Below are 22,351 nucleotides of genomic sequence, written 5' to 3' on the forward strand. Positions count from 1 at the left end.
TGATAAAGCGCTTTTTTATATGCTTTTTTCCATTTCTCTTTTTTGAATAGAGAAATGACTAATTATATAATTAATGAAAAATAAAGTTAAAATGATTGTGAGTACAATTTTATATGGAAATAATGAAGCAACAACAGGTCCCAAGCTTGCGCCAAGTAGTAAAATAAATGAATAAAGTGAAATGGCTTTTGCTCGTAAACTCCCACTATTTTCCCCAATTAAATGAATCAACGTTGGAATTAAAAGTGATATTCCCCCTACAAAAAATATGGAGAAAATCCCAAAGATGAAGATGGAGTTTGACATTAAAAGGATGAGAAAAATCGAACAGCAAATTAATGAAATACCAAATTTTAATGTTTTAATGGCTGAAATTTTAGCGATGATTTTTCCAGTGAAAATGGATAATACAACACCTGTAATACCGAGGCTACGAATCCACAACATTTGTTCATTAGCTTCGACTGTTTATTTAGGACCATGGAAATCACCTCTTATATAGGCTATTCAATTAACTCGCAGATGACATTAAAGAAAAAACATTCTTATGCCGAATGTACATTCGTCTATGGTAAAATATATGTAGGAAAAATGTTGAGCTTTTTTCTTTTGGAAGGAGGAAAATAATGGCACTACGATTTGTATTAGGACGATCTGGTAGTGGGAAAACAACTTTTCTTATTGAGGAAATGAAACGAAGACTAAAAGAAGATCCGACAGGACCGCTGATGGTTTATATCGTTCCAGATCAAATGACATTTCTTTCCGAATATAAAATTGTTTCCGATCCTGATGTTCAAGGGATGATACGCCTTCAAGTATATAGTTTTCCTCGTCTTGCTTGGCGAGTATTGCAAACTGTTGGCGGAATGGGACGTCTTCACATCAATTCAACGGGTATTCAAATGATGATTCGGAAAATTATATATGAAAATAAGGATCAACTTGAAGTTTTCAAGCAATCAGCAGATAAATTCGGCTTCATTGAACATGTTGAAAGTATCGTAAGTGAGTTTAAACGGTATTGCATTACGGATGAAGAACTGTTTACACATAAGGAAGAAATTGATGGTAATCCGACTTTACGTGCGAAGATGCATGATTTGGCGTTAATTTATGAAAAGTTTGAACAAGCCATTCAAAGTAAATATTTAGCATCAGAAGACTTTTTACAATTATTAGCAGAAAAAATTTCAGAATCTGAAACGTTAAAAAAGGCTGATATATACATTGACGGTTTCCATAGTTTTACACCGCAAGAATATATGGTCGTTGAGCAATTAATAAAAACATGTGCCAATGTTACGATTGCCTTAAATTGTGACCAGCCATATAAAAGTGTATTACCTAATGATTTCAGTTTGTTCCGTATGACTGCTGAAGCATATGCAACACTTGTTGAAATGGCTGAAGTTAATGGGGTGACGATTGAAGAAAATATTGTATTAGAAGAACAAAAACGTTTTCATAATCCATCATTAGCGTATTTAGAAAAAAACTTCGACAAAGTTCCTCCAACGCCTTATGAAGGTGAGACGAATATTTATTTTGCAGAAGCAGCAAACTTGCGGGCGGAAATTGAAGGTGTTGGCCGAAAAATAAAGTCTCTAGTACGTGATGAAGGAATGCGTTATAAAGATATCGCCATTTTAGTGCGAAACGGTGAAAACTACCAAGAACTATTTGATACGGTATTTTCTGATTTTGATATTCCATATCATATCGATCAAAAAGGTTCGATGTTAAATCATCCGGTAATTGAGTTAATCCGTTCAACTTTGGAAATTATTACGAATTATTGGCGTTACGACCCAATATTCCGTGCGGTAAAAACCGATTTACTTTTTCCATTAGAAGGGAATATTCAACAATTACGGGAACGAATGGACCGGTTAGAAAATTATTGTCTCGCATATGGAGTACAAGGTGATAAATGGACAAGAAAAAATAGATGGAAATATCGCCGTTTCCGTGGGCTCGACTTTGATTTTCCACAAACGGATGAAGAACGAGAATTCGAACAAGAATTAAATGAATCCCGTTTAATGATTTCTGCACCAATTATGCGTTTGGCAGGAAGGTTGAAACGAGCAACGAATGGACAGGAAATGTGTACAGCATTGTTCCTGTTTTTAGAGGAACTAGAGGTTCCAGCTAAATTAGAAAAAATGCAACTAGAGGCAGAAAAAGCAGGGAATTTGAGAAAATCCCGTGAACATGAACAAGCATGGAATGAAGTACTCAATTTACTAGATCAATATGTGGAAATTTTAGGCGAAGAAAAAGTAAGTTTAAAAGAATTTGCCGAAATTATTGAAGCAGGTCTTGAATCATTAGAATTTTCTATTGTACCTCCGGCAATTGACCAAGTCATTGTCGCAAACTTAGAACTTTCCCGTTTAGCAGACGTAAAAGTTGCCTTTGTGATCGGTTTAAACGATGATGTGTTACCAATGAAATATAAGGATAAAGGGATTTTAACGGATGAAGAGCGGGAGAACTTAATTCAATCTGGTCTTGTTATAGCACCGACAAATAAAGACAGGCTATTAGATGAGGATTTTATTGCTTATAAAGCTTTTACGACACCGTCTGAAAAATTATATATTTCCTATCCGATTGCTAATGAAGAAGGAAAGGCTCTTATGCCGTCACCATACATTAAGCGATTAAAAGAAATGTTTCCAGAAAGTGAGCAGCTTCAGTTTGATAATGACCCGATGGAGCTTAAAGCAAAGGAACAATTAGAGTATATCCTAAATTGGGACCAAGCGTTAACCCATGTCACGTATCAACTCCAAGGATATAAACGTAATTATCCAATCGAAGAACTTTGGTGGGATAGTTACAATTTGCTTATTGAAAGTAATAAAAAATATGAAGTGAAAAAAGTGTTATCAAGTTTATTTTTTGAAAATAAGGCAAAGAAACTATCCGATGATACGGTTAAAGATTTATATGGTGAAACACTTCAAGGTAGTATTTCCCGGATGGAAAAGTTCAACAGTTGTGCATATTCCCACTTCTTATCTTATGGCTTGCAATTACAAGAACGGGAAATTTATCGACTAGAAGCACCTGATATTGGAGAAATGTTCCACGGCGCATTGAAATTTATTGGCGATAAAGTGAATGAGGAAAATCTTGTTTGGGGCCAATTAACGAGGGAACAAATTCGTCAATTAGTCATTGAAGCGGTCGAGTTTTTATCACCGAAACTGCAAAATGAGATTCTTTTAAGTACGAATCGTTACCAATATATTAAACGGAAATTAGAAAGAGTAATTTACCGAGCAACGGAAGTGATTGAAAAGCATGCAAAAGCGAGTCAATTTATTCCCTATAAGTTGGAAATGAGCTTTGGGCCAAAGGGAGATCTTCCACCGATTCAGTTTGAATTGAAAAATGGAATGAAGATGCAACTTGTCGGCCGTATCGACCGGGTAGATAAAGCGGAAAACGATAAAGGTGTATTTTTACGGGTCGTCGATTATAAATCGAGCAAACGGGATTTAGATATCGGTGAAGTGTATTATGGAATTGCGCTACAAATGCTCACATATCTAGATATTTTAATTCGTTATTCGGAAAAATTAGTTGGCAAAAAAGCGAACCCAGCTGGTGTACTATATTTCCATATTCATAATCCGATTATTAGAAGTAAAAAACTACTTACGCTTGATGAAATTGAGGAATTGATTTTTAAAGAATTTAAAATGAAAGGTCTCGTCTTGTCTGATCCTGAAGTTGTTCGCATGATGGATGAGACGTTAGATTCCGGTGAATCGAAAATCGTTTCTGCAGGTATTAAACGAGATGGATCGTTGACCGCAAAATCTAAAGTGGCGACCGAGGAAGAGTTTACCGAATTACGTTCCTATGTTGAACGGAAATTTGTTGAAACGGGAAATAAAATTGTTGAAGGTAATGTCGATATTGCCCCATATAAAATTGGCGATAAAACAGCTTGTACGTTTTGTCCATTTAAATCGGTATGCCAGTTTGATACGAGTTTAAAAGAAAATGATTATCGCATCCTTCCAAAATTAAATCGGGATGAAGCGTTAGAACGGGTGAAGGGAGCTGTGAAGTCATGAACATTCCGGTAAAACCACAAGATGTCACATGGACAGATGACCAGTGGAAAGCGATTCATGCGAGTGGAAAAGATATATTAGTGGCAGCGGCAGCTGGTTCTGGAAAAACGGCAGTCCTAGTTGAAAGGATTATTGAAAAAATAATAAGTGAAACAAATCCAATGAATGTGGATGAACTGCTTGTTGCTACTTTTACGAATGCATCAGCAGCGGAAATGCGCCAGCGAATTGGCGTTGCTTTAGAGAAAGAAATTGCGAAAAATCCATATTCTAATCATTTACGTAGACAGCTAAGCTTATTGAACAATGCTACGATTTCCACACTCCATTCCTTTTGTTTAGAGGTAGTTCGAAAATACTATTACATGATTGATATTGATCCTGGTTTTCGATTAATGGAAGAGACAGAAGGAATGCTTTTAAAAGATGAAGCTTTAGAAAGTTTATTAGAAGAGGAATACGGTAAAAAAGACAATGAGCCATTTTTTAAAGTTGTCGATATGTTTACGAATGACCGTAATGATGATGAATTGCAAAAATTAATTTTACAACTTTTTGAGTTTTCTCGTGCGAATCCTAATCCGGAGCGTTGGTTGGAAAGCTTAGTTGATATATATGACATTGGTGATGATCAAAAGGTAGAGGACCTGCCGTTTATCGAACCATTGTTGTATGATTTAGAACTGCAATTAAACGAAGCGAAACGTCTTTTTGAAGAAGCATTAGAATTAACTCGTCAACCGGGTGGGCCAGATAAACGAGCGGAGAATTTTGAAAAAGATATACAACTTGTTAATTTGCTATTAAAAGCAAAAGATGAATCGTTCCAAATTTTATATGATGCTTTTCAAAATGTCTCATTCACAAGATTGAAAACTTGTCGCGGTGACGAATACTTGGAAGAACTTGTTGAAAAGTCAAAAACTCTCCGTGAACAAGGGAAGAAAATTATTACGAAACTTAAAGAGGATCTTTTCTCAAGAAAACCAGAAACGTATTTGAATGATTTACGAGCGATGAAAGAACCAGTCCGAACTTTAGTGAATCTAGTTCGTGGCTTTTCACAAAAATTTTCTGAACTGAAGAAGGAAAAGGGACTTGTTGACTTTTCCGATTTAGAACATTATGCGTTACAAATTTTAGGAACACCGAATGAAAATGGGGAATTAATACCGACAGAAGCAGCGTTAAGTTATCAAAAACAGTTTAAAGAAGTGTTTATTGACGAGTATCAAGATACGAACATGGTACAAGAGTCCATTCTTCAGTTAGTGAAAAAGCCATCGGAAGCAGAAGGTAATTTATTTATGGTAGGGGATGTAAAGCAATCAATTTATCGTTTCCGCCTTGCCGAACCGAATCTTTTCTTAAACAAATATTTACGTTTTACATTAGATGGTGAAAAAAGCGGACTTCGCATTGATTTATCGAGAAACTTCCGTAGTCGTAAAGAGGTCCTTGATGGGACAAACTTTATATTTAAACAAATTATGGGTAAAGCAGTCGGTGAAATTGAATATGATGAAGCGGCGGAATTAAAACTTGGAGCTGACTATCCACAGGACAAGCCATATCCTGTTGAGTTTACAATTATTCATAATGAGAGTGCAGAGGAAGATGAACAAACGGTTGATGATGAATCATATTCTGAAGCGGGTGAGGACTTTTTTACCCAAGAAGAATTGGAACAGTCAGAATTAGAATCGATTTATGTCGCGCGAAAAATTCGTGAACTTATCGATTCGAAGGTAGAAGTTTTTGATACGAAGAAAAGAACTTACCGACCAATTCAATATAGAGATATTGTTATTTTATTCCGGTCCTTTAAATGGGCACCACAATTTATGGAAGCATGTAAAGATGAAAATATTCCGGTGTATGCCGATATTTCAACAGGATATTTTGAAGCGGCGGAAGTATCAACAATGCTTGCATTACTCCAAGTCATTGATAATCCGTATCAAGATATACCGCTCGTTTCAGTCCTTCGCTCGCCAATCATCGGTTTAAATGAGGAAGAATTAGCGCAAATTCGCATTCATGCAAAGAAAACGAGCTTTTTTGAAGCGGTAAAAAAATTCCAGAGTTTACAGGCCAAGTCAAAATTTGAAGAAAGAATCCAACAAAAGTTGGACATGTTTTTACACAAATTAAATGATTGGCGTACACAAGCCCGTTCAGGTGCTTTATCAGATTTAATATGGCAATTGTATCGTGATACAAAGTTTTACGATTATGTTGGTGGACTTCCTGGTGGTAAACAACGCCAAGCAAACTTAAGAGCGTTATATGATCGAGCTCGTCAATATGAGTCAACGTCCTTCCGTGGCTTATTCAGATTTTTACGGTTTATTGAACGAATGCAAGACCGTGGTGAAGATTTAGGAGTTGCCCGTGCCCTTGGTGAAAATGAAGATGTTGTTCGTATTATTACCATTCATAAAAGTAAAGGACTAGAATTCCCAGTCGTCTTTGTTGCAGGAATGGGTAGGGAATTTAATATGATGGATTTACGGAAAAATTATTTGTTTGATAAAGAGTACGGTTTAGCAACAAAGTATATCAATCCTGAAAAACAAATTACGTATGATTCGTTAATTCATATGTCCTTTAATAGAAAAAAACGTTTGGAACTTATTGCAGAAGAAATGCGTGTATTATATGTTGCCTTAACTCGGGCGAAGGAAAAGCTATACTTAGTTGGTTCGACGAAAAATAAAGAGAAATTAATTGATAAATGGCAAAAACATTTATCTGAGCCAACTTGGTTATTAAGTGATTTTGACCGTATGAAAGCTAAAAGTTACTTAGATTGGGTTGGTCCTGCCTTAATTCGTCATCGGGATGCGGATAATTTACGATTATCAGAGATTGATACCACGAATGAAACAGTTCGTGAAGTTATTGAACATCCTTCCCTTTGGAAAATTGACTGGGTCTCAAGTCTTACTTTAAACAAGGCAGCAGAGGAAGAAAACGAGGCTGAAAACTTATTAAATTATGTTAAAAAGGGAGAACCAGTCCCCGTTGAATCCGAATATAAAGAAAAAATCGCAAGTCAGCTACAATGGCAATATGAGTACGAGACGGCAACGGTCCATCGTAGTAAACAATCGGTTACAGAAATCAAACGGTTAAGAGAAATAAAAGATGAATATAGTGATATGAAATTAGTTCGTTCCTTTAAAAAACCGATTACTGCAAGACCGAAGTTTATGCAAGAGAAGAAATTAACCCCAGCTGAAAAAGGAACAGCGATGCATATGGTCATGCAACATGTTGATCTGTCTACGAAACCAACGTTAGAATCGATTGAAAAACAAATTTTCTTCATGCAAGAAAAGGAATTAATGACCGAAGAAGAGGCAAAAGCAATTGATGTTGAAGCGGTTGTTCGCTTTTTCGATTCGAAAGTTGGTTTACGTGTCCTCGGTTCAGACTGGGTAAGACGCGAAGTTCCGTTTAGTTTTACACTTCCACCACAAGAAGTGTACCCTGACTGGCAAGAAGGTGACGACCCTGTATTTGTCCAAGGGATGATTGACTTATTAATGAAAGATGCAAACGGTCTTGTTTTAATTGACTTTAAAACAGATCAAATCACAGATCGTTTTAAAGGAGGTTTTGAAGAAGCCAAACCTGTCCTATTGAAACGATATGAAACTCAAGTAGAGTTATATCGGAAGGCTATTGAAACAATATTTAACGAACCTGTAACAACTTCCTACTTATACTTTTTTGACGGTGGGCATATTTTAACTGTAGAATAACGGGTAAATATGTGTTGTAAAATAAGTAAATTGATAGTAAATAGCGAAAGTGGCGGCGACTCCTGCCGTAACAGCACTGGCCGAAGACCCCGGAGGGACGAGGAGGCTGAGGCAGTGCCGGCGGAAAGCGTCCGCCACTGAAGCGAAAAAATTTTTAAGAGCTGTCTTATGGACAGTTCTTTTTTAATCATTTTGCACAGACGGTTGATCGACAACATCAGGATCAATATGATTCGTCGCATTAAACCCGTTATTGGCAACATTAAATATACCGGTTATAGCCGAGCCTGAACCGTTACTTGTTTTTGATACATTTTTTGGTGATATATTTAACGAATCGCCAAAATTGACGACTCCACCAGTGACATTGGCAACATTCACTGAACCAATAATACTAGGCATAAAAAACATCCCTTTAAGTGTTAGTAACTTACAAAATGTTTGGCAACCTTTGTGATTTTAAACTCTCTTATTATAAATTATGCATCCGTCCCATCATCGTTCATCTTGATTCGTTGACTTCTTTACATTTTTGTCTGGAGGGATGGTTAAATGGCGGATATGTTTTAAACGGGTTTCCGACTTCATCTTGTTATTACTGCCAATTTGAATTAGTGAAGAATTTGCGACACCAAGAACATCCACTTTTCCTACTTCAATTTTCCCCTTTACATTATTTGTTCTGACGACTAATGGTTCATACAAAGCTGGCCAAGTCGTTGGACGATGAAAAATTGGAAATTTATTAAAGTTTCCTTCGTTTCCAGTCCATATTTCAGCGTCACGAACCATAGCTAATGCATTTGTTTGCAGTTCAATTTCCTTTGCATCGCCAATTTGTAATTGGGAGGCACTTGTTAATGTATTGACATCAATGTAATCCACTTTAGACAACCGTTTTAACATATTAAGATTCCGGGGCAATTGGCACAAGGGGTGATATAACTAATGAATCTGAAGGTGTATCAAAGGCTGAAAAGATTTGCATCGAGTTTGTATCGCCAATAAGTAAAACAGAAGAACTAGAAATACTCCTAATTTGTATTTCTCCAACGACAAGCTCATGATTGGTCACTTCCAGAATCATTGCCCCCATCTCCTTTCGCTGGAAATTGTTTTAAAAAGGCGTTTATTGCTTGTGAAATGTCTTCAACAATTCGGTAAATAATTTCCTGTTCTTGTTCTTCTTGGGAACGATTGCTATTTTCTTGTGCTAATTTTTGTATATAAAAATGAATTCGGTCGGGCATTTGTTTCCGAATGTCATCTAAAATAAACTGAGTAAACGAATCATCCAATTGCAAATTGAATTCTTTTTTCTTTGCTTCAATTTCTTTAGGTAACTCATGGTCAATATAATCATTCAATTTATTACGGATTTGCTCGATCAATGATTGATTTTGAAAAAGAGGTTGCATTTGGTTGTTTGGTGTAATGGCAAATTCATCCATCCCTTGTAAATCACTTGGATTAAGTCCGATATTTAACGTTCCATCTAATCTTTCAATTTTTAATTGATCAAAATGATATTCAATCTTTTCAACATTAATTGGTGGTTGTTTTTTTAATGTATCTATCGTTTTCCTTAGTTCTTCATTATCTTTTTCTATTTTCGTTAATTGTTCTTCCTGTTTTTTAATTTTTGCAGCTAATTGGTTAAGGTAAAAGATTAACTCCTGTTGCAAAACATCACTTCCTTTGAAGTTTAGAAGTATTAACGGTTATTTTGTTGGTTTGATAGATTAGTCATTGGTTTGATTGAATCTATGACAAACCCTTGATGGGTCGTTGTTTTAGGGGCTGGTCCTGTAAACCCGCCACTGTTTGCTATATGGGTAGCAGATTTTATAATGCCTGACGTTCCAATTTGCAAAACAGAAGCGTTACTCAGACTGCCTACTCGCAATATATTAATATGAATCGATTGCTGGACATAAAAATTCATACAAATTCACCTACATTTGTTAAAATAAAAACTTTAGCCTGTAAGCCACGCCAGCGGAAAGCCTATGCCTGAAGCGGAATTATTAGAAAGATTAAACATTAAAACTATTCGGCTGGTCAATAAAGTCTTTATCATACGTATTCGTATTACTTTGATGGTTATATACATACAATGTTTCACCCGTGTTAAAGGAACCGGCTCCTGAGAAAGTCTTTGATGTTGAAAAAGGTGAAATACGAAACACATCTCCAATATTAAAAACCGCACTTGAGGTAACTAAATTAACATTTACCATACCGACGATGGCTGGCACGTTCTCACTTCCTCAATCGTAAAATTTTTCCGAATAATCATTACCTACATTCACTCAGTCAGTTTATTTTATGAATTACAAAAGAAAACGTGATACAAATGCCTACAACCATTAAAAGTAACGGAGATTTTTTATTAGATTGAAAATTAGCAATAAATTATACTTCTGTTATACGGAAAAAGAAAAGGAGTAAGAAAGGTTGGAAGAGAATAAAATCGAAGAGGGGCGGATATTTTCAATTGATGTATTAAGGGGAATTGCAATTTTAGGTATTTTTCTCGTTAACATCTTTTCATTTCATACCCCGTATCTTTATGTAGATTTAGCTGAGCTTGCCGATTCAAAATTAGATGAATGGATTTTTATCTTAAATGATATTTTTATTCAAGCCAGTTTTTATCCGCTATTTGCGATCATTTTTGGTTACGGCTTAATCATTATGAAAGAAAAGTTAGAGTCACGTGGTGGAAGCTTTTACTCTGTGGCCATTAGAAGGATGATGATTTTACTTATTATTGGTCTAATTCATGCAATTTTCATTTGGCCAGGGGATATTCTTGTGACGTATGCCGTGTTCGGTTTTTTATTATTATTATTTGTTCGATTATCAGCAAAAGTGCTAGCCATGATTGCGATCATCATGTACACGATTCCAAACTTATGGCTGTTTTTTCAAATTTTACCGATTGCACGCTTTTTAGAAAAAACCAATATTTCTATTTTTGATGATGAAAAAGCAACGTCTGTCACCGCAATTTACCAACAGGGATCATTTATTGAAGTAACAGTACAAAGGTTACAAGACTGGTTTATGCAAACGGGAAGTTCCTTTATTATGCTCACATTAATGGTCTTTCCACTTATTATATTCGGGGCAAGTTTAGCAAAAGGAAAGAAATTAGTCACGAATGAAAATAATGCTCGATTTTGGCGCTGGATTCTCATTTTTACTTTGCCTAGTGGGCTGCTCTTGAAATTAGTGCCATATATTATTGGGAAAAACATTGCGTTTCAACATTTACAAGATGTATTTGGTGGTGCTCTTTTAACCCTTGCTTATATCGCGATTATTTACTTATTTTGTCAAAAAGAGAGAAAAGTTTTTACACCGTTTAGTTATATTGGGAAAATGTCCTTATCAAACTATTTATTCCAATCTATTTTATGTTCGTTTACTTTTTACAGTTATGGGCTTGGACTTTTTGGACAAGTTTCATATACGCAAAGTACAATACTTGCGATTGCCATATATGTCATTCAATTAATTTTAAGTAAGTTATGGTTAAAACATTTTCGCATAGGTCCAATAGAATGGGCATGGCGAGGTTTAACATATGGAAAATTTTCACAAATTAAAAAGGAAATGAAAGGGGCTTAAAATAATGAAGTTTGTTACTGCTACAAATGAAAATGGAAATCAATTTGTTGGTGTTGTCGTTGATGAAAAGGTAATAGATTTAAAAAAGTTAGATGAACTGCAAAATGGGACATCTTATCTTCCAAATACATTAATTGAATGTATCGAACAAGGGGATCAGTTTTTAAATAAAGTTAACGAATTAACCGCCACGTTTCAAAAAAATGGAGAGTATGCTGAAGCGGTTTATTCAATGAATGAAATAGAATTAGCTGCACCAATTCCTGTCCCGAGGAAAAATATTTTCTGTGTAGGTAAAAATTATCGTGAACATGCGATAGAAATGGGAAGTGAAGCGGATATACCAACGGAAATTATTATCTTTACGAAGGCGCCAACAACGGTAAATGGACCGAATAAGCCCGTACCGAATCATAAAACTATTACGGATCAGCTAGATTATGAGGGCGAGCTTGCAATCGTTATTGGTAAAAAAGGAAAAGGAATAAAAGAGGAAGATGCCCTTGATTATGTATTCGGTTATACGATTATCAACGATATTACGGCTAGAGATATTCAAAGGCGACATAAACAATATTTTTTAGGAAAAAGTTTAGATGGGACATGTCCAATGGGTCCATGGATTGTACATAAATCCGAAATTCCGAATCCAAATGCGTTACATATTGAAACGAAAGTAAATGGGGAAGTACGCCAAAGTTCATCAACTGAACTACTTATTTTCCCAATTGAACAAGTGATTTCCATTATCTCAAGAGGAATGACGCTAGAACCAGGTGATATTATCGCAACTGGTACACCCGCAGGAGTCGGTAAAGGTTTTAAACCGCCACGTTTTCTAAAGTCCGGGGATGAAATTGAGATAACAATTGATAAAATAGGAACGCTTGTAAATCGTATTGAGTAAAAGCAAAAATCAGACTAAAAATTATTATTTTATACTGGAATATGTTACTATTTTGTTGATGTGAAAAAAGTTTATAGGAGGAAACACATTTATGACTCATATGCATATTACGTCTTGGGTATTGGCGATTATTCTATTCATTGTTGCCCTAGTCTTAATGAAAAGCAACAATGAAAAAGGCGCAAAAATTGTTTCAATGATAACACGCTTATTTTACATATTCGTGATCGTTACAGGTGTCATGTTATTTATGTCAATGCCTGAACCAACTGGCGATTACCATATTAAAATGTTAGCCGGAATCCTAGTTATCGTTGTAATGGAATTAATTTTCGCTTCAGTGAAAAGACACAGATCAGTAACTTTATACTGGATTTTGTTTATCGTCATTTTACTAACAACGATTTACCTAGGCCTTAAATTACCAATGGGTATGAAATTTTTCTAATTAAATATTTTTAAAAAAGAGGAAGAGTTTTGTCAAAATTCGTCAAAATTCTTCCTTTTTTTCGTTACAAAATTTGTGAATTGTGCTATTTTAATTATTAAGGGAGAATATTAATTTTCTATAATAATAAAGTAGGTGGACAAGGTGGCATTGGCCTATTCTTGTGAATATACAGACCGTAATCATTTAGAAAACTTTATATTAGAAAAGAAAATCAGCGAATATAATCATATTTTTGCTCAAGTAAGTTTAGGTAACGAGAGTCTTGATGATATATATAAGCTAAAAAAATTGTTGAAATCTTTATTACCTCAAAGCCAATTAATCGGTAATTTCACAAGTAATGAAATAGAAAGTGAATTTGATAATTCGAATAAAACAATTATTACCTTTTTTTTATTTGAAGAGTCGAATATGATGACAAACTTACTTTCTCAAATTGCTCGAGATAATGAAAAACAATTACATTTACAAACGTCTCTAGTGAGTCAATACGATCGAGTAACAGGCTTACCGAATCGATATAAAATCTATGATATCGTACAGCAATTTATAGAGCGTTCAGAAAAACAAGACAATCATTTTGCCGTTGCTTTTTTTGACTTGGATCGTTTTAAAATGATTAATGATAGTTTTGGCCACTTTGTTGGAGATCAAGTTATTTTAGAGATTTCGAACAGGATAAAAAGCCTACTTTCAAATGAAATGATTTTAGGTAAATTTGATGGGGATAAATTTATCATTATTTTTGATAAGGAAAACGATATTCAGATTTTGAGGCAATCTTGTAGGAAAATCATAGATTTACTTAATACCCCATTTTTATATAACGGACAAGAATTCTTTTTAACAGCAAGTTTCGGAGTAAGTATATATCCACAGGATGGTCAAGATGTAGAATCATTGTTAAAAAATGCAGATATGGCATTAAATCAAGTAAAAAAATTAGGTGGCAATGGGATCAAATTTTTTACAAGTGATATGAAAAAACAAATTCAGGAAAAATTTGAATTAGAAAATTATTTACGACGTGCCATTGAGAAAAATGAGTTGTTTTTACTTTATCAACCGTTAATGGATTTACATACTGGTAAAATCATTGGTAGTGAAGCATTAATCCGTTGGAAACATCCGAAACTCGGTATCATTTCACCGATGAAATTTATTCCGATTGCGGAGGAAACAGGGCTTATTCATGATATTGGTAAATGGGTTTTAATTGAAAGTTGCAAACAGAACAAAGAGTGGATCGATGCAGGCTATAAGGAATTATTTGTTTCTGTAAACGTCTCTGCTCAGCAATTCCAACATCCGTTATTTATCGAGCATGTCAAAGAAGCCCTATCATTATCAAACTTGGACCCGAAACATCTTCATCTTGAATTAACTGAAAGTTGTATGATTACGAATGTGGATAAGTCCATTGAAATAATGGAAGTTTTACAAAGTCATGGAGTAAAAGTGTCAATTGATGATTTTGGTACAGGTTATTCTTCGTTAAGTTACTTACGTCATTTACCAATTAATGTACTAAAAATAGATCGTTCATTTATCAATAATATTCATGAAAAAGAAGTCGACTACTCTATTGTACGAGCCATTATTATGATTGGAAATGGACTTTCAGTTAAAGTGGTGGCTGAAGGAGTAGAAACTTCTGAACAGTTAAGAGAATTGAAAAATATGAACTGTGATATGGCTCAAGGATACTATATTGAAAATCCAATTAATCCTAAACAATTTTTTGAGCTGATTGCGAAAAAAAATAAAGAAGTAAAGGTTAATATTCCTATTAACTAATATAAAGCTGTCCGAAAAGAAGTTTCAAATGATAACTTTTATATGGACAGCTTTTCCTTTTGAAAAACTTATATACTAAATTATGCATTTTTCGGCCAATAAAAATCTTGTAAAATAACGCGTTTTCCTGTATTTAAAGTGAACTCTAGACGATCATTTCGTTTATGTACATCATAATCAAAGTGATGCTGTACAACACAAATTTCTTCGCTATTATCAAAGGTAAGGAAGTTAACACCTTGCTTTTTTTGCGTAAAAATAAAAGACAAGAAATTATGGCAATAAAGTATATCGAAAATGGAGAAATTTAATTGATTTAAAGTAGAAAAAAATTGATAAAATACGTCATTTTGTAATTCTTCCAGCCACGATATACAGCTGAAAGGAAGGGATTTACGTATGCGCATTCGCATTTGATCATGCAATATGTATTGTGTGTTTTTTGCCTGTATGACGTAATCTTCTGTTAAGATCCCCGTATGCCACTGATTTAATTGCTTAAACTGAATTTCTTTAAAAAAGAAATCCTCTAACGGAAAAGCATCATCATTTTCCTCATCAAAAAAGACCCATTCTCCATTAATGAGTTCTAAAATCCCTTCACAATAAGAACGTTGTTGATTTTCAATAATCCGTAATCTTTCTGGCTTCATGGTGTCCTCCAACGAAAAGTTTAGTTTTTAATTTGTTTTGACAAATTCTTTGATTTTTATACAAATTGTCATTTTTAGAAAGGCTTCTATATTGACGTCTTATCTTATTAAAAGGTAAGCTATAATCGTATTAACTTTCTGATTATAATGATGATTCTTTTAACTTGGGGTGAGGAGGCTTAGATGGTTGAAAAAAACAATCGGAGTACTAATTTTAGTTAGTTTTTTGTTTTTTACTTTAGCACCAATAGCTACTACAGCGGAAAACCAAGCTTCGGAAAATGATAGTGTGTACTATATTATCGTTGACCGTTTTTATAATGGGGACCAAGCAAATGATTTTGAAGTAAATTCACAAGACCCGTTAGCTTATCACGGTGGGGATTTTCAAGGAATAATAAAGCAGATTAATTATATAAAAAAGATGGGGTTTACAACAATTGTATTAAGTCCTATTTTTGAAAGTGAAGATGATCGTTATTTTAGTAAAAAAATAAAAGATTACTATAAACTAAATCGACATTTTGGTAGTATGGAAGATTTCAAAGAACTTATAAATGTTGCCCATGAAAATGAATTAAAAGTGATTCTGGATTTACCGATTACAGATGAAATAACACTAAGCGAGTTATCCGTTGTTGCAAAGTGGTGGGTTGAAGAAACAAATGTTGATGGCTATTTATTGGAAAAGCAAGCGGAGTTTGCTATCACGGATTATGAACGTTTTGCTGAAGAAGTAAAAACCGTTAATGAAAAAATTTTTATAATCGTAAAAAGTGACGACGAATCACTCGATTTACAAAGTTCTTCTATTGATAGTTTTCTATTAAGGGAGTTAACAGAGCTTATGCGAGAAGTTTTAACAAAACCTGATCAATTCCTTACTCCATTGTTTCATTATTCATTAGAGAACGAGCAATCGCGTCATTTTTGGAAATACATTGATGATGCACAAACGACTCGTTTTACATATGAATTAGTACAACAAAACCAATATCCAGGGGATCGCTGGCCACTTATTTTAACGTATATGTATACAACTCCTGGCGTACCATTTATTTTTTATGGATCAGAGATTGCGGTAAATGGGGGAGAAGGTGCTGAAAATCATCGTTTAATGGATTTTCGGGCTGATAGCGAATTGATTGAATTTATAGAAAAACTAGGAAAGATTAGAAACCACTACCCATCCTTAACGAAAGGGGATATGAAGTTACTTTATGATAAAGATGGGATGACGATTTACTCAAGAACTTATGAAGATGAAACAATGATTATTGCATTAAATAATACGTCTGAGAACCAAGTTGTTGAAATATCAAATGAACAAATTGAGCCAAATAAGCAGCTTTCAGGTCTAATAGAAGGGGAACTTATTAAAGAAAGTGATGGAAAATATTTAATTCATATTAATCAGCAGCAATCAGAAATTTTTATTGTGCAAAATAAGACAGGAATAAATGTAGTGAATACGGTGGTCATGTCATTAGTGCCTGTTGTTTTCGTGTTAATATACTACTACATGTGGCGAAGAGGGAAAAAGAAAGTTGCGAATGAATAGGAAGTTAAGAAAGGATTACCGAATGTATCTTCCTCGTTTAATGGGAAGGACAAGTGGTAATCCTTTTGATGTTTAGCGGAAGTTTACAAATTGTACATCAATTGGTAAATCTGCTTCACGGATGATTGCAATCACTTTTTGTAAATCATCTTTACTTTTACCTGAAACGCGAATTTGATCATCTTGAATTTGGCTTTTAACTTTAAGCTTTGAGTTTTTTATTAATGTATTAATTTTCTTTGCATTGTCTTTATCAATGCCACTAACAAGTTTTGCCCGTTGACGAACATTACCGCTAAATGCACTTTCAAGTTTTTCGTATTGGATGTTTTTAATCGGTACATTACGACGAATCAACTTACTTATTAACACGTCTTTTAATTGATTCATTTTAAACTCATCATCAGATATAAGAACGAGTTCTTCGCCTTCTAATTTAATATCGCTGGAACTTCCTTTGAAGTCATAACGATTTTGGATTTCTTTCATTGCCATATTAACCGCATTCTGTACTTCCGAAAAATCTACTTTTGAAACAATATCAAATGAACTTTCCTTTGCCATTTGTATCCTCCGTTCCTACTACTATTTGCCTCTATTATATGGAAAAACCTACCAATGGGCAAGTGAGTATCGATGAACGGAGCTTTTATGAAGGAATGTCTTTTATAAGGGTTAAAAAGGACAAAACATTACGTTAGTTCATTAGAATTGTCTTTAATAGGGGTTCAAAGAGACAAAACCTCACGAGAAAACAAGAGATAAGTCATTTATAGGTGGGACAATAAGAATAAGAGGCTGTCACGTCGACAGCCTTAAATTTACAAATGATCCGTTTTCTTTGAGTATTGCCGTTTCCCAGCTTTCCGGTTCCGTTCTTTCAATTCGTTCGCTTTTTCTCTTTTTGCTTGATGATCAACGGGTTTTTTATCGTCATCCTTCGTGTATGACATCTTTTAACACTCCTTAAACAATTTTAAGAAAACGTGCTTCTGTCATATTATTTCGTAAGATCGATGTCACTATTCGCTTTTTTGTCTAAGAAAAAGACTGCGATTGCTCCAGGACCTGTATGAGCACCGATTACTGAGCCAATCATATTAATAAAGAAATGTTTACATCCATATTGTTCTTCCATCATTTCTTTTATTTGTAATGCAGTATCTTCATCGTCCGCATGACTAATTCCAATTAGTTGATTGGATAAATCCTCTCCACGTTCACCCATTAAATCCACAATTCGTTTCAGCACTTTTTTCCGTCCGCGAATTTTTTCTAATGGAATTAATTTACCATCTTCCACATGTAATAAAGGTTTAATGTTTAGCAAACCGCCGACGAAGGCACTAACATTGGAAACTCGTCCACCGCGTCGCAAATATTCCAAATTATCGACAGTAAATAAATGTTGCATATGTTCACAATAAAATTTTGCTTCCTCAATAATTGTTTCCTTTGTGGCGCCGCTTTCCATTAGTTTGACTGCATGATTCACGATTAAACCGAGACCGAGTGAAGCGGCTTTCGTGTCAATAATTGTTAAATCAAACTCAGGATAATCTTCTAGAACTTGTTCCCGGACCATACAAGCTGTTTGATATGTACCTGATAATTCGGATGAAAAAGCTAAATAAAGACAAGCTTGACCTTCTTGCGCATATTTTGTAAAGACTTCCGAAAACTGATTAATTGATGCTTGTGACGTTTTTGGAACGCTGCCGTTTCGCATTTCATCATAAACTTTTTTTGCTTGAATCCCTACAATATCTTTATATTCTTCATCATTAAGATGAACTGTTAATGGAACTAGTTCCAAATTATGTTCTGTAATATAACTATGAGGCAAGTCACATGCACTATCAACGATAATTTTTAATGTTGACATATTACCACCGCTTTCTATTTTTTTCCTATTCATAAGTTTATCATTTAGGTGAAAATAAGCAAAGTTTCACCATGCTCAGATCCTATTAACAAAAAGAAGTATTGGGTTTCATTATAGAATATTTTATTTTGGGGAATTATAACCATATGAAGCAATATTTATCTTAACGATTGTTTTTTTATATGTAAAGTGGAAATCGTATTAGTTTTATTACAACTTGGAGGAACCTATGGTTTTAAATAACGTTAAAAAATTAATCGCAGTCATCATGGGGTCATTTATTTTTGCAGCATCAGTTACAGAAAATTCGAAGGAGATAAAAAAGGCGATTTTAAATCGATTAAAAAGGGGAGCAACGGTCTTTCCAGTCCATGGAGCCTTTTCAGAACAGGGGAAGGAAATGTTACTAACGGTAATTAGTCGTTATGAATTATATGAACTGCGGAAAATTATATTAGAAATTGATCCTAGCGCTTTTACGAATGTTGTTCAAACTGATTCGATTATCGGACATTTCCGCAAAACATAAGTATGGGACAGTGAAAAAACTGTCCCATTTTTATACAAGTTAATACAGCTCTAGGTCTTCCAGTTCGTTTTTGTATTGTTCTTCAAATTGTTGCTCGGCAATTTCTGCATCTGGAAATGCTTGTTGAACTTGGGCTAAGTCTGACATAGAAATGTTGTCCTTTGATGATTTCCGTTGTTGCAACCGCTCATTATTATAAAAAGCCAATTGGGCCACCAACTAATAATGGACAATAGGAGAATCTTGTCCTTCTCTCATTTTTCGGGCTTCCGCCTCGGCATATGTTAAATGGTAAGGGATTCTTTTTGCATGTTGCTCAACTGCGTTAGAAGCTTGACTTACAAATCGTTTTGATTTTCCGCCTTTTCCCATAAGAAAATCCCTCCATTCTTAATACGGAACGACTTTTAAATCGTTCAATAATAACTTAACCTACTTCTTATATTTCAATCGTTGAAGAAATAGGAAAATAGGTTAGTAAAATATTAGAAAATTACGAATATAATTCTCCGGTGGTATTCTTTGGTGTTTTTTCTATAATACAGTTAAGAGATGTGACAGTGTTGTGATCCATAATAAAAATTTTTATTGCAAAAGTGAATACTATTTATTAAAATAATATTCACAAAAAGGAAAACGTTTTCATAAAAAGGGGGAAGAGAAACATGGTCACATTTTTTGGGTGTATTGCTTTATTAATTTTAGGGTATTTTACGTATGGCAAATTTATTGAAAAAGTCTTCGGACCAAATGAGGCACGTCCAACACCGGCGATTGCGAATAATGACGGTGTTGACTATGTGCCAATGAGTAAACCGAAAAATGCACTTATTCAATTATTAAATATTGCTGGAACAGGTCCGATTTTCGGTCCAATTATGGGGGCGTTATTTGGTCCAGTAGCGTTTTTATGGATTGTCTTTGGAGCAATTTTTGCTGGAGCAGTACACGATTACTTAACGGGTATGATTTCTATTCGAAACAGAGGGGCACATATCCCAGAATTAGCAGGAAAATTTTTAGGGAAAGTTTCAAGACATGTCGTTAACGCCTTTGCATTATTACTATTAATTTTAGTTGCCACAGTATTTACAACAACACCAGCGTCGTTACTACATATTTTATTAGATCAAAAAATTGCACTGGGTATTATAGTTGCGATTATTTTTGGGTACTATTTTCTTTCAACAATATTACCTATCAATAAAATCATTGGTAGAGTGTATCCAATTTTCGGCGCAGTATTGTTAATTGGTACTGTTTGTGTAGGGATTGCACTTGTCTTTTCTGGAAATGAAATACCAGAGTTAACGTTACAAAATATGCATCCTGAAAATATTCCAATTATTCCGATGTTGTTCTTTACAATTACGTGTGGAGCGTTATCTGGTTTCCATGCAACTCAATCACCTTTAATTTCGAGAACAACACAAAAAGAATCGCAAGGACGCTTTATTTTCTACGGAATGATGATTACTGAGGCTGTAATTGCAATGATTTGGGCAGCTGCAGCGATGAGTTTATTCCATGGTGAAAATTTACAAGAGTTAATCAATCAAGGTACTGCATCTGCTGTAGTAAATGAAATTTCCATGACATTATTAGGAGCAGTTGGAGGAACAATTGCTGTACTTGGTGCGGTAGTGCTTCCAATTACTTCAGGCGATACAGCTTTCCGTGCTGCGCGTAACATTATTGCTGATTACATTAATCTTGCACAAAAGAAATTAGGGAATCGTTTAGTGATTGCAATCCCATTGTTTGCTGTATCTGTCGTTTTAACACAAGTAGACTTTAACATTTTATGGCGTTATTTCTCTTGGGCTAACCAAGCAACGGGAGCTATAGCACTTTGGATTGCGACAATGTACTTGTTTGTTAAAGGTAAAAACTATTTCGTATCATTAGTACCTGCCACCTTTATGACATATATGGTATTTGTATATATCCTAAATGCTCAAATTGGATTTAGATTAGATCTAAATCTTTCCTTTATCGTAGGTATTTTCTTAACAGTAGGATTAGCAATCTGGTTCTTTAGAAAAGCGAAGAAAAATAAAGCAGAGCAAATTAAAGTGGAAGTTGACGTGGATGATGCAGCGTAAAATTTCTTAATAAAACAAGTAAAGCTGTCTTAAGTATGTACTACAATACTTAGGACAGCTTTCTTTATGGATAAAATTATGCTAACAACAATTTTTCTAAATACTCGGCAATTCCATCTTCTTCATTCGTTTTCGTAACATCTTTAGCGATTTCTTTCAATGGTTCAATCGCATTGCCCATAGCGACACCGTATCCCGCATATTCAATCATTTCTAAATCGTTATCCTCATCACCAAAGGCGATCACTCGCTCCCTCGGGATATTATAATAATCCGCGACTTTCTTAACACCAACGGCTTTATTAATACCAGCTTTTACAATTTCAATAACGTGGTAAGGTGCACCCCAACTACGATGTTCAACAAGTTCCGCCTTCGTCTCCGCTACATACGTGTTCACTCGTTCTAAATTATCTTTATCCGCTGCAATGAGTAAACTTGTTGGATCGTGCTTTAAATATTCACGTAAATCCCCTGTCGTAATCGAAGGTTTACCCATCGTAAAAATATCAATCAATTTTTCGTCATGATAATGAATAAAAATTTTATCCATCACTTCTGCAACGATATTTTTAATATTATATTCAATTGAGGTATCGACAATTTCTTTCACAACATTTAATGACAACGTCTCGTGGTAAACACCCCAGTCTACATCAAGTGGATGATGGACAAAGGCACCGTTGAAATTCACAATCGGTGTTTTTAAATTTAATTGTTTATAATAAAGCTCGCTCGCTCTGTATGGTCTTCCCGTTGAAATCATAACGACATGACCTTCTTTTTGTACTTGATCGAGCACTTTTTTCGTTCTTTCAGAAATCGTTTTATCATCTTTCAGTAATGTTCCGTCTAAATCTAATGCGATTAAAAAACGTTCACTCATCTTTGTACTCCAACCCCCCCTTGTTTTTAGCAATTATATCACATTCATGTTAAACTTGTATTAAAAAATGTTAT

23 protein-coding genes are annotated in these 22,351 nt (G+C 34.6%); 9 read left to right on the forward strand and 14 right to left on the reverse strand.

Features of this window, described 5'->3' with window-relative positions; genetic code table 11:
• Window positions 1-15: 15 nt before the first annotated feature.
• Complete coding sequence (locus GW534_RS02090) at window positions 16-447, reverse strand: MFS transporter (RefSeq protein WP_161919403.1); 432 nt, start codon at window positions 445-447, stop codon at window positions 16-18.
• A gap of 179 nt (window positions 448-626) precedes the next feature.
• Between GW534_RS02090 and addB the strand changes: the two genes are divergently transcribed.
• Complete coding sequence (gene addB, locus GW534_RS02095; protein WP_161919404.1) at window positions 627-4,097, forward strand: helicase-exonuclease AddAB subunit AddB; 3,471 nt, start codon at window positions 627-629, stop codon at window positions 4,095-4,097.
• A complete protein-coding gene (gene addA, locus GW534_RS02100) occupies window positions 4,094-7,867 on the forward strand; it encodes a helicase-exonuclease AddAB subunit AddA (RefSeq protein WP_161919405.1) in 3,774 nt (1,257 codons plus the stop codon). The genes addB and addA overlap by 4 nt, the downstream gene beginning before the upstream one ends.
• Before the next feature lie 183 nt (window positions 7,868-8,050).
• Here addA and GW534_RS02105 read toward each other — a convergent pair whose 3' ends face one another.
• From GW534_RS02105 to GW534_RS02130, 6 genes are all read right to left on the reverse strand, one after another.
• Window positions 8,051-8,269, reverse strand: a complete 219-nt coding sequence (locus tag GW534_RS02105) for a spore germination protein (protein WP_161919406.1) — start codon at window positions 8,267-8,269, stop codon at window positions 8,051-8,053.
• A gap of 93 nt (window positions 8,270-8,362) precedes the next feature.
• Window positions 8,363-8,752, reverse strand: coding sequence for a spore germination protein GerPE (locus GW534_RS02110; RefSeq protein ID WP_312854619.1), 390 nt, complete (start codon window positions 8,750-8,752; stop codon window positions 8,363-8,365).
• 22 nt (window positions 8,753-8,774) lie between these two features.
• Entirely contained in the window at window positions 8,775-8,954 is a 180-nt protein-coding gene (locus GW534_RS02115) for a spore gernimation protein GerPD (RefSeq protein ID WP_161919408.1), read from the reverse strand.
• Window positions 8,929-9,552: a spore germination protein GerPC gene (gene gerPC, locus GW534_RS02120; RefSeq protein WP_161919409.1), complete on the reverse strand. Its 624-nt coding sequence runs from the start codon at window positions 9,550-9,552 to the stop codon at window positions 8,929-8,931. The genes GW534_RS02115 and gerPC overlap by 26 nt, the downstream gene beginning before the upstream one ends.
• Before the next feature lie 29 nt (window positions 9,553-9,581).
• Window positions 9,582-9,812: a spore germination protein GerPB gene (locus tag GW534_RS02125; protein WP_161919410.1), complete on the reverse strand. Its 231-nt coding sequence runs from the start codon at window positions 9,810-9,812 to the stop codon at window positions 9,582-9,584.
• A 91-nt stretch (window positions 9,813-9,903) separates the two neighbouring features.
• On the reverse strand, window positions 9,904-10,125 hold the full coding sequence (locus GW534_RS02130; protein ID WP_161919411.1) for a spore germination protein: 222 nt from the start codon (window positions 10,123-10,125) through the stop codon (window positions 9,904-9,906).
• Between the two features lie 199 nt (window positions 10,126-10,324).
• Between GW534_RS02130 and GW534_RS02135 the strand changes: the two genes are divergently transcribed.
• The 4 genes from GW534_RS02135 (at window position 10,325) to GW534_RS02150 (ending at window position 14,658) form a co-directional block, all read left to right on the forward strand.
• Window positions 10,325-11,503 (forward strand): DUF418 domain-containing protein, encoded by a 1,179-nt coding sequence (locus GW534_RS02135; RefSeq protein ID WP_161919412.1) that lies wholly within the window; start codon window positions 10,325-10,327, stop codon window positions 11,501-11,503.
• 4 nt (window positions 11,504-11,507) lie between these two features.
• Window positions 11,508-12,410, forward strand: coding sequence for a fumarylacetoacetate hydrolase family protein (locus tag GW534_RS02140; RefSeq protein ID WP_161919413.1), 903 nt, complete (start codon window positions 11,508-11,510; stop codon window positions 12,408-12,410).
• A 91-nt stretch (window positions 12,411-12,501) separates the two neighbouring features.
• The gene (locus GW534_RS02145; RefSeq protein WP_161919414.1) at window positions 12,502-12,858 is read left to right on the forward strand and encodes a YisL family protein; all 357 of its coding nucleotides are present in this window, start codon (window positions 12,502-12,504) and stop codon (window positions 12,856-12,858) included.
• A 144-nt stretch (window positions 12,859-13,002) separates the two neighbouring features.
• A complete protein-coding gene (locus tag GW534_RS02150; protein WP_161919415.1) occupies window positions 13,003-14,658 on the forward strand; it encodes a putative bifunctional diguanylate cyclase/phosphodiesterase in 1,656 nt (551 codons plus the stop codon).
• An 80-nt stretch (window positions 14,659-14,738) separates the two neighbouring features.
• On the opposite strand, the gene GW534_RS02155 is transcribed toward GW534_RS02150, so the two are convergent.
• The gene (locus GW534_RS02155; protein WP_161919416.1) at window positions 14,739-15,311 is read right to left on the reverse strand and encodes a DUF2777 family protein; all 573 of its coding nucleotides are present in this window, start codon (window positions 15,309-15,311) and stop codon (window positions 14,739-14,741) included.
• Between the two features lie 187 nt (window positions 15,312-15,498).
• On the opposite strand from GW534_RS02155, the gene GW534_RS02160 reads away from it, so the two are divergent.
• Entirely contained in the window at window positions 15,499-16,872 is a 1,374-nt protein-coding gene (locus GW534_RS02160; RefSeq protein WP_161919417.1) for an alpha-amylase family glycosyl hydrolase, read from the forward strand.
• 72 nt (window positions 16,873-16,944) lie between these two features.
• On the opposite strand, the gene GW534_RS02165 is transcribed toward GW534_RS02160, so the two are convergent.
• The 3 genes from GW534_RS02165 to GW534_RS02175 all read right to left on the reverse strand — a co-directional run bounded on the left by GW534_RS02165 (window position 16,945) and on the right by GW534_RS02175 (window position 18,790).
• The gene (locus GW534_RS02165) at window positions 16,945-17,436 is read right to left on the reverse strand and encodes a YajQ family cyclic di-GMP-binding protein (protein WP_161919418.1); all 492 of its coding nucleotides are present in this window, start codon (window positions 17,434-17,436) and stop codon (window positions 16,945-16,947) included.
• A 257-nt stretch (window positions 17,437-17,693) separates the two neighbouring features.
• Window positions 17,694-17,825, reverse strand: coding sequence for a DUF3941 domain-containing protein (locus GW534_RS02170; RefSeq protein ID WP_161919419.1), 132 nt, complete (start codon window positions 17,823-17,825; stop codon window positions 17,694-17,696).
• Window positions 17,826-17,872: 47 nt separating this feature from the next.
• Window positions 17,873-18,790: a DegV family protein gene (locus GW534_RS02175; protein WP_246203858.1), complete on the reverse strand. Its 918-nt coding sequence runs from the start codon at window positions 18,788-18,790 to the stop codon at window positions 17,873-17,875.
• A 196-nt stretch (window positions 18,791-18,986) separates the two neighbouring features.
• Between GW534_RS02175 and GW534_RS02180 the strand changes: the two genes are divergently transcribed.
• Complete coding sequence (locus GW534_RS02180) at window positions 18,987-19,286, forward strand: YitT family protein (RefSeq protein ID WP_161919421.1); 300 nt, start codon at window positions 18,987-18,989, stop codon at window positions 19,284-19,286.
• A 39-nt stretch (window positions 19,287-19,325) separates the two neighbouring features.
• On the opposite strand, the gene GW534_RS02185 is transcribed toward GW534_RS02180, so the two are convergent.
• Both GW534_RS02185 and GW534_RS16090 read right to left on the reverse strand, forming a co-directional pair.
• On the reverse strand, window positions 19,326-19,493 hold the full coding sequence (locus GW534_RS02185) for a hypothetical protein (protein ID WP_161919422.1): 168 nt from the start codon (window positions 19,491-19,493) through the stop codon (window positions 19,326-19,328).
• A 12-nt stretch (window positions 19,494-19,505) separates the two neighbouring features.
• A complete protein-coding gene (locus GW534_RS16090; RefSeq protein WP_202630795.1) occupies window positions 19,506-19,658 on the reverse strand; it encodes a hypothetical protein in 153 nt (50 codons plus the stop codon).
• A 293-nt stretch (window positions 19,659-19,951) separates the two neighbouring features.
• On the opposite strand from GW534_RS16090, the gene GW534_RS02190 reads away from it, so the two are divergent.
• Window positions 19,952-21,391: a carbon starvation CstA family protein gene (locus GW534_RS02190; RefSeq protein ID WP_161919423.1), complete on the forward strand. Its 1,440-nt coding sequence runs from the start codon at window positions 19,952-19,954 to the stop codon at window positions 21,389-21,391.
• Between the two features lie 76 nt (window positions 21,392-21,467).
• Here the strand turns inward: GW534_RS02190 and GW534_RS02195 are convergent, their stop codons facing one another.
• Complete coding sequence (locus GW534_RS02195) at window positions 21,468-22,277, reverse strand: Cof-type HAD-IIB family hydrolase (protein ID WP_161919424.1); 810 nt, start codon at window positions 22,275-22,277, stop codon at window positions 21,468-21,470.
• Between the last annotated feature and the right edge of the window lie 74 nt (window positions 22,278-22,351).

The organism is Pallidibacillus pasinlerensis, from assembly GCF_009996845.1.
Taxonomy (GTDB): domain Bacteria; phylum Bacillota; class Bacilli; order Bacillales; family Caldibacillaceae; genus Pallidibacillus; species Pallidibacillus pasinlerensis.

Bases quoted from the DNA above. Each gene is read 5' to 3' on its own strand.
- GW534_RS02090 (WP_161919403.1), bottom strand. From the start codon at position 447: ATGTTGTGGATTCGTAGCCTCGGTATTACAGGTGTTGTATTATCCATT.
- addB (WP_161919404.1), top strand. From the start codon at position 627: ATGGCACTACGATTTGTATTAGGACGATCTGGTAGTGGGAAAACAACT.
- addA (WP_161919405.1), top strand. From the start codon at position 4,094: ATGAACATTCCGGTAAAACCACAAGATGTCACATGGACAGATGACCAG.
- GW534_RS02105 (WP_161919406.1), bottom strand. From the start codon at position 8,269: ATGCCTAGTATTATTGGTTCAGTGAATGTTGCCAATGTCACTGGTGGA.
- GW534_RS02115 (WP_161919408.1), bottom strand. From the start codon at position 8,954: ATGATTCTGGAAGTGACCAATCATGAGCTTGTCGTTGGAGAAATACAA.
- GW534_RS02125 (WP_161919410.1), bottom strand. From the start codon at position 9,812: ATGAATTTTTATGTCCAGCAATCGATTCATATTAATATATTGCGAGTA.
- GW534_RS02140 (WP_161919413.1), top strand. From the start codon at position 11,508: ATGAAGTTTGTTACTGCTACAAATGAAAATGGAAATCAATTTGTTGGT.
- GW534_RS02145 (WP_161919414.1), top strand. From the start codon at position 12,502: ATGACTCATATGCATATTACGTCTTGGGTATTGGCGATTATTCTATTC.
- GW534_RS02155 (WP_161919416.1), bottom strand. From the start codon at position 15,311: ATGAAGCCAGAAAGATTACGGATTATTGAAAATCAACAACGTTCTTAT.
- GW534_RS02165 (WP_161919418.1), bottom strand. From the start codon at position 17,436: ATGGCAAAGGAAAGTTCATTTGATATTGTTTCAAAAGTAGATTTTTCG.
- GW534_RS02170 (WP_161919419.1), bottom strand. From the start codon at position 17,825: ATGTCATACACGAAGGATGACGATAAAAAACCCGTTGATCATCAAGCA.
- GW534_RS02175 (WP_246203858.1), bottom strand. From the start codon at position 18,790: ATGAATAGGAAAAAAATAGAAAGCGGTGGTAATATGTCAACATTAAAA.
- GW534_RS02180 (WP_161919421.1), top strand. From the start codon at position 18,987: ATGGTTTTAAATAACGTTAAAAAATTAATCGCAGTCATCATGGGGTCA.
- GW534_RS16090 (WP_202630795.1), bottom strand. From the start codon at position 19,658: ATGGGAAAAGGCGGAAAATCAAAACGATTTGTAAGTCAAGCTTCTAAC.
- GW534_RS02190 (WP_161919423.1), top strand. From the start codon at position 19,952: ATGGTCACATTTTTTGGGTGTATTGCTTTATTAATTTTAGGGTATTTT.
- GW534_RS02195 (WP_161919424.1), bottom strand. From the start codon at position 22,277: ATGAGTGAACGTTTTTTAATCGCATTAGATTTAGACGGAACATTACTG.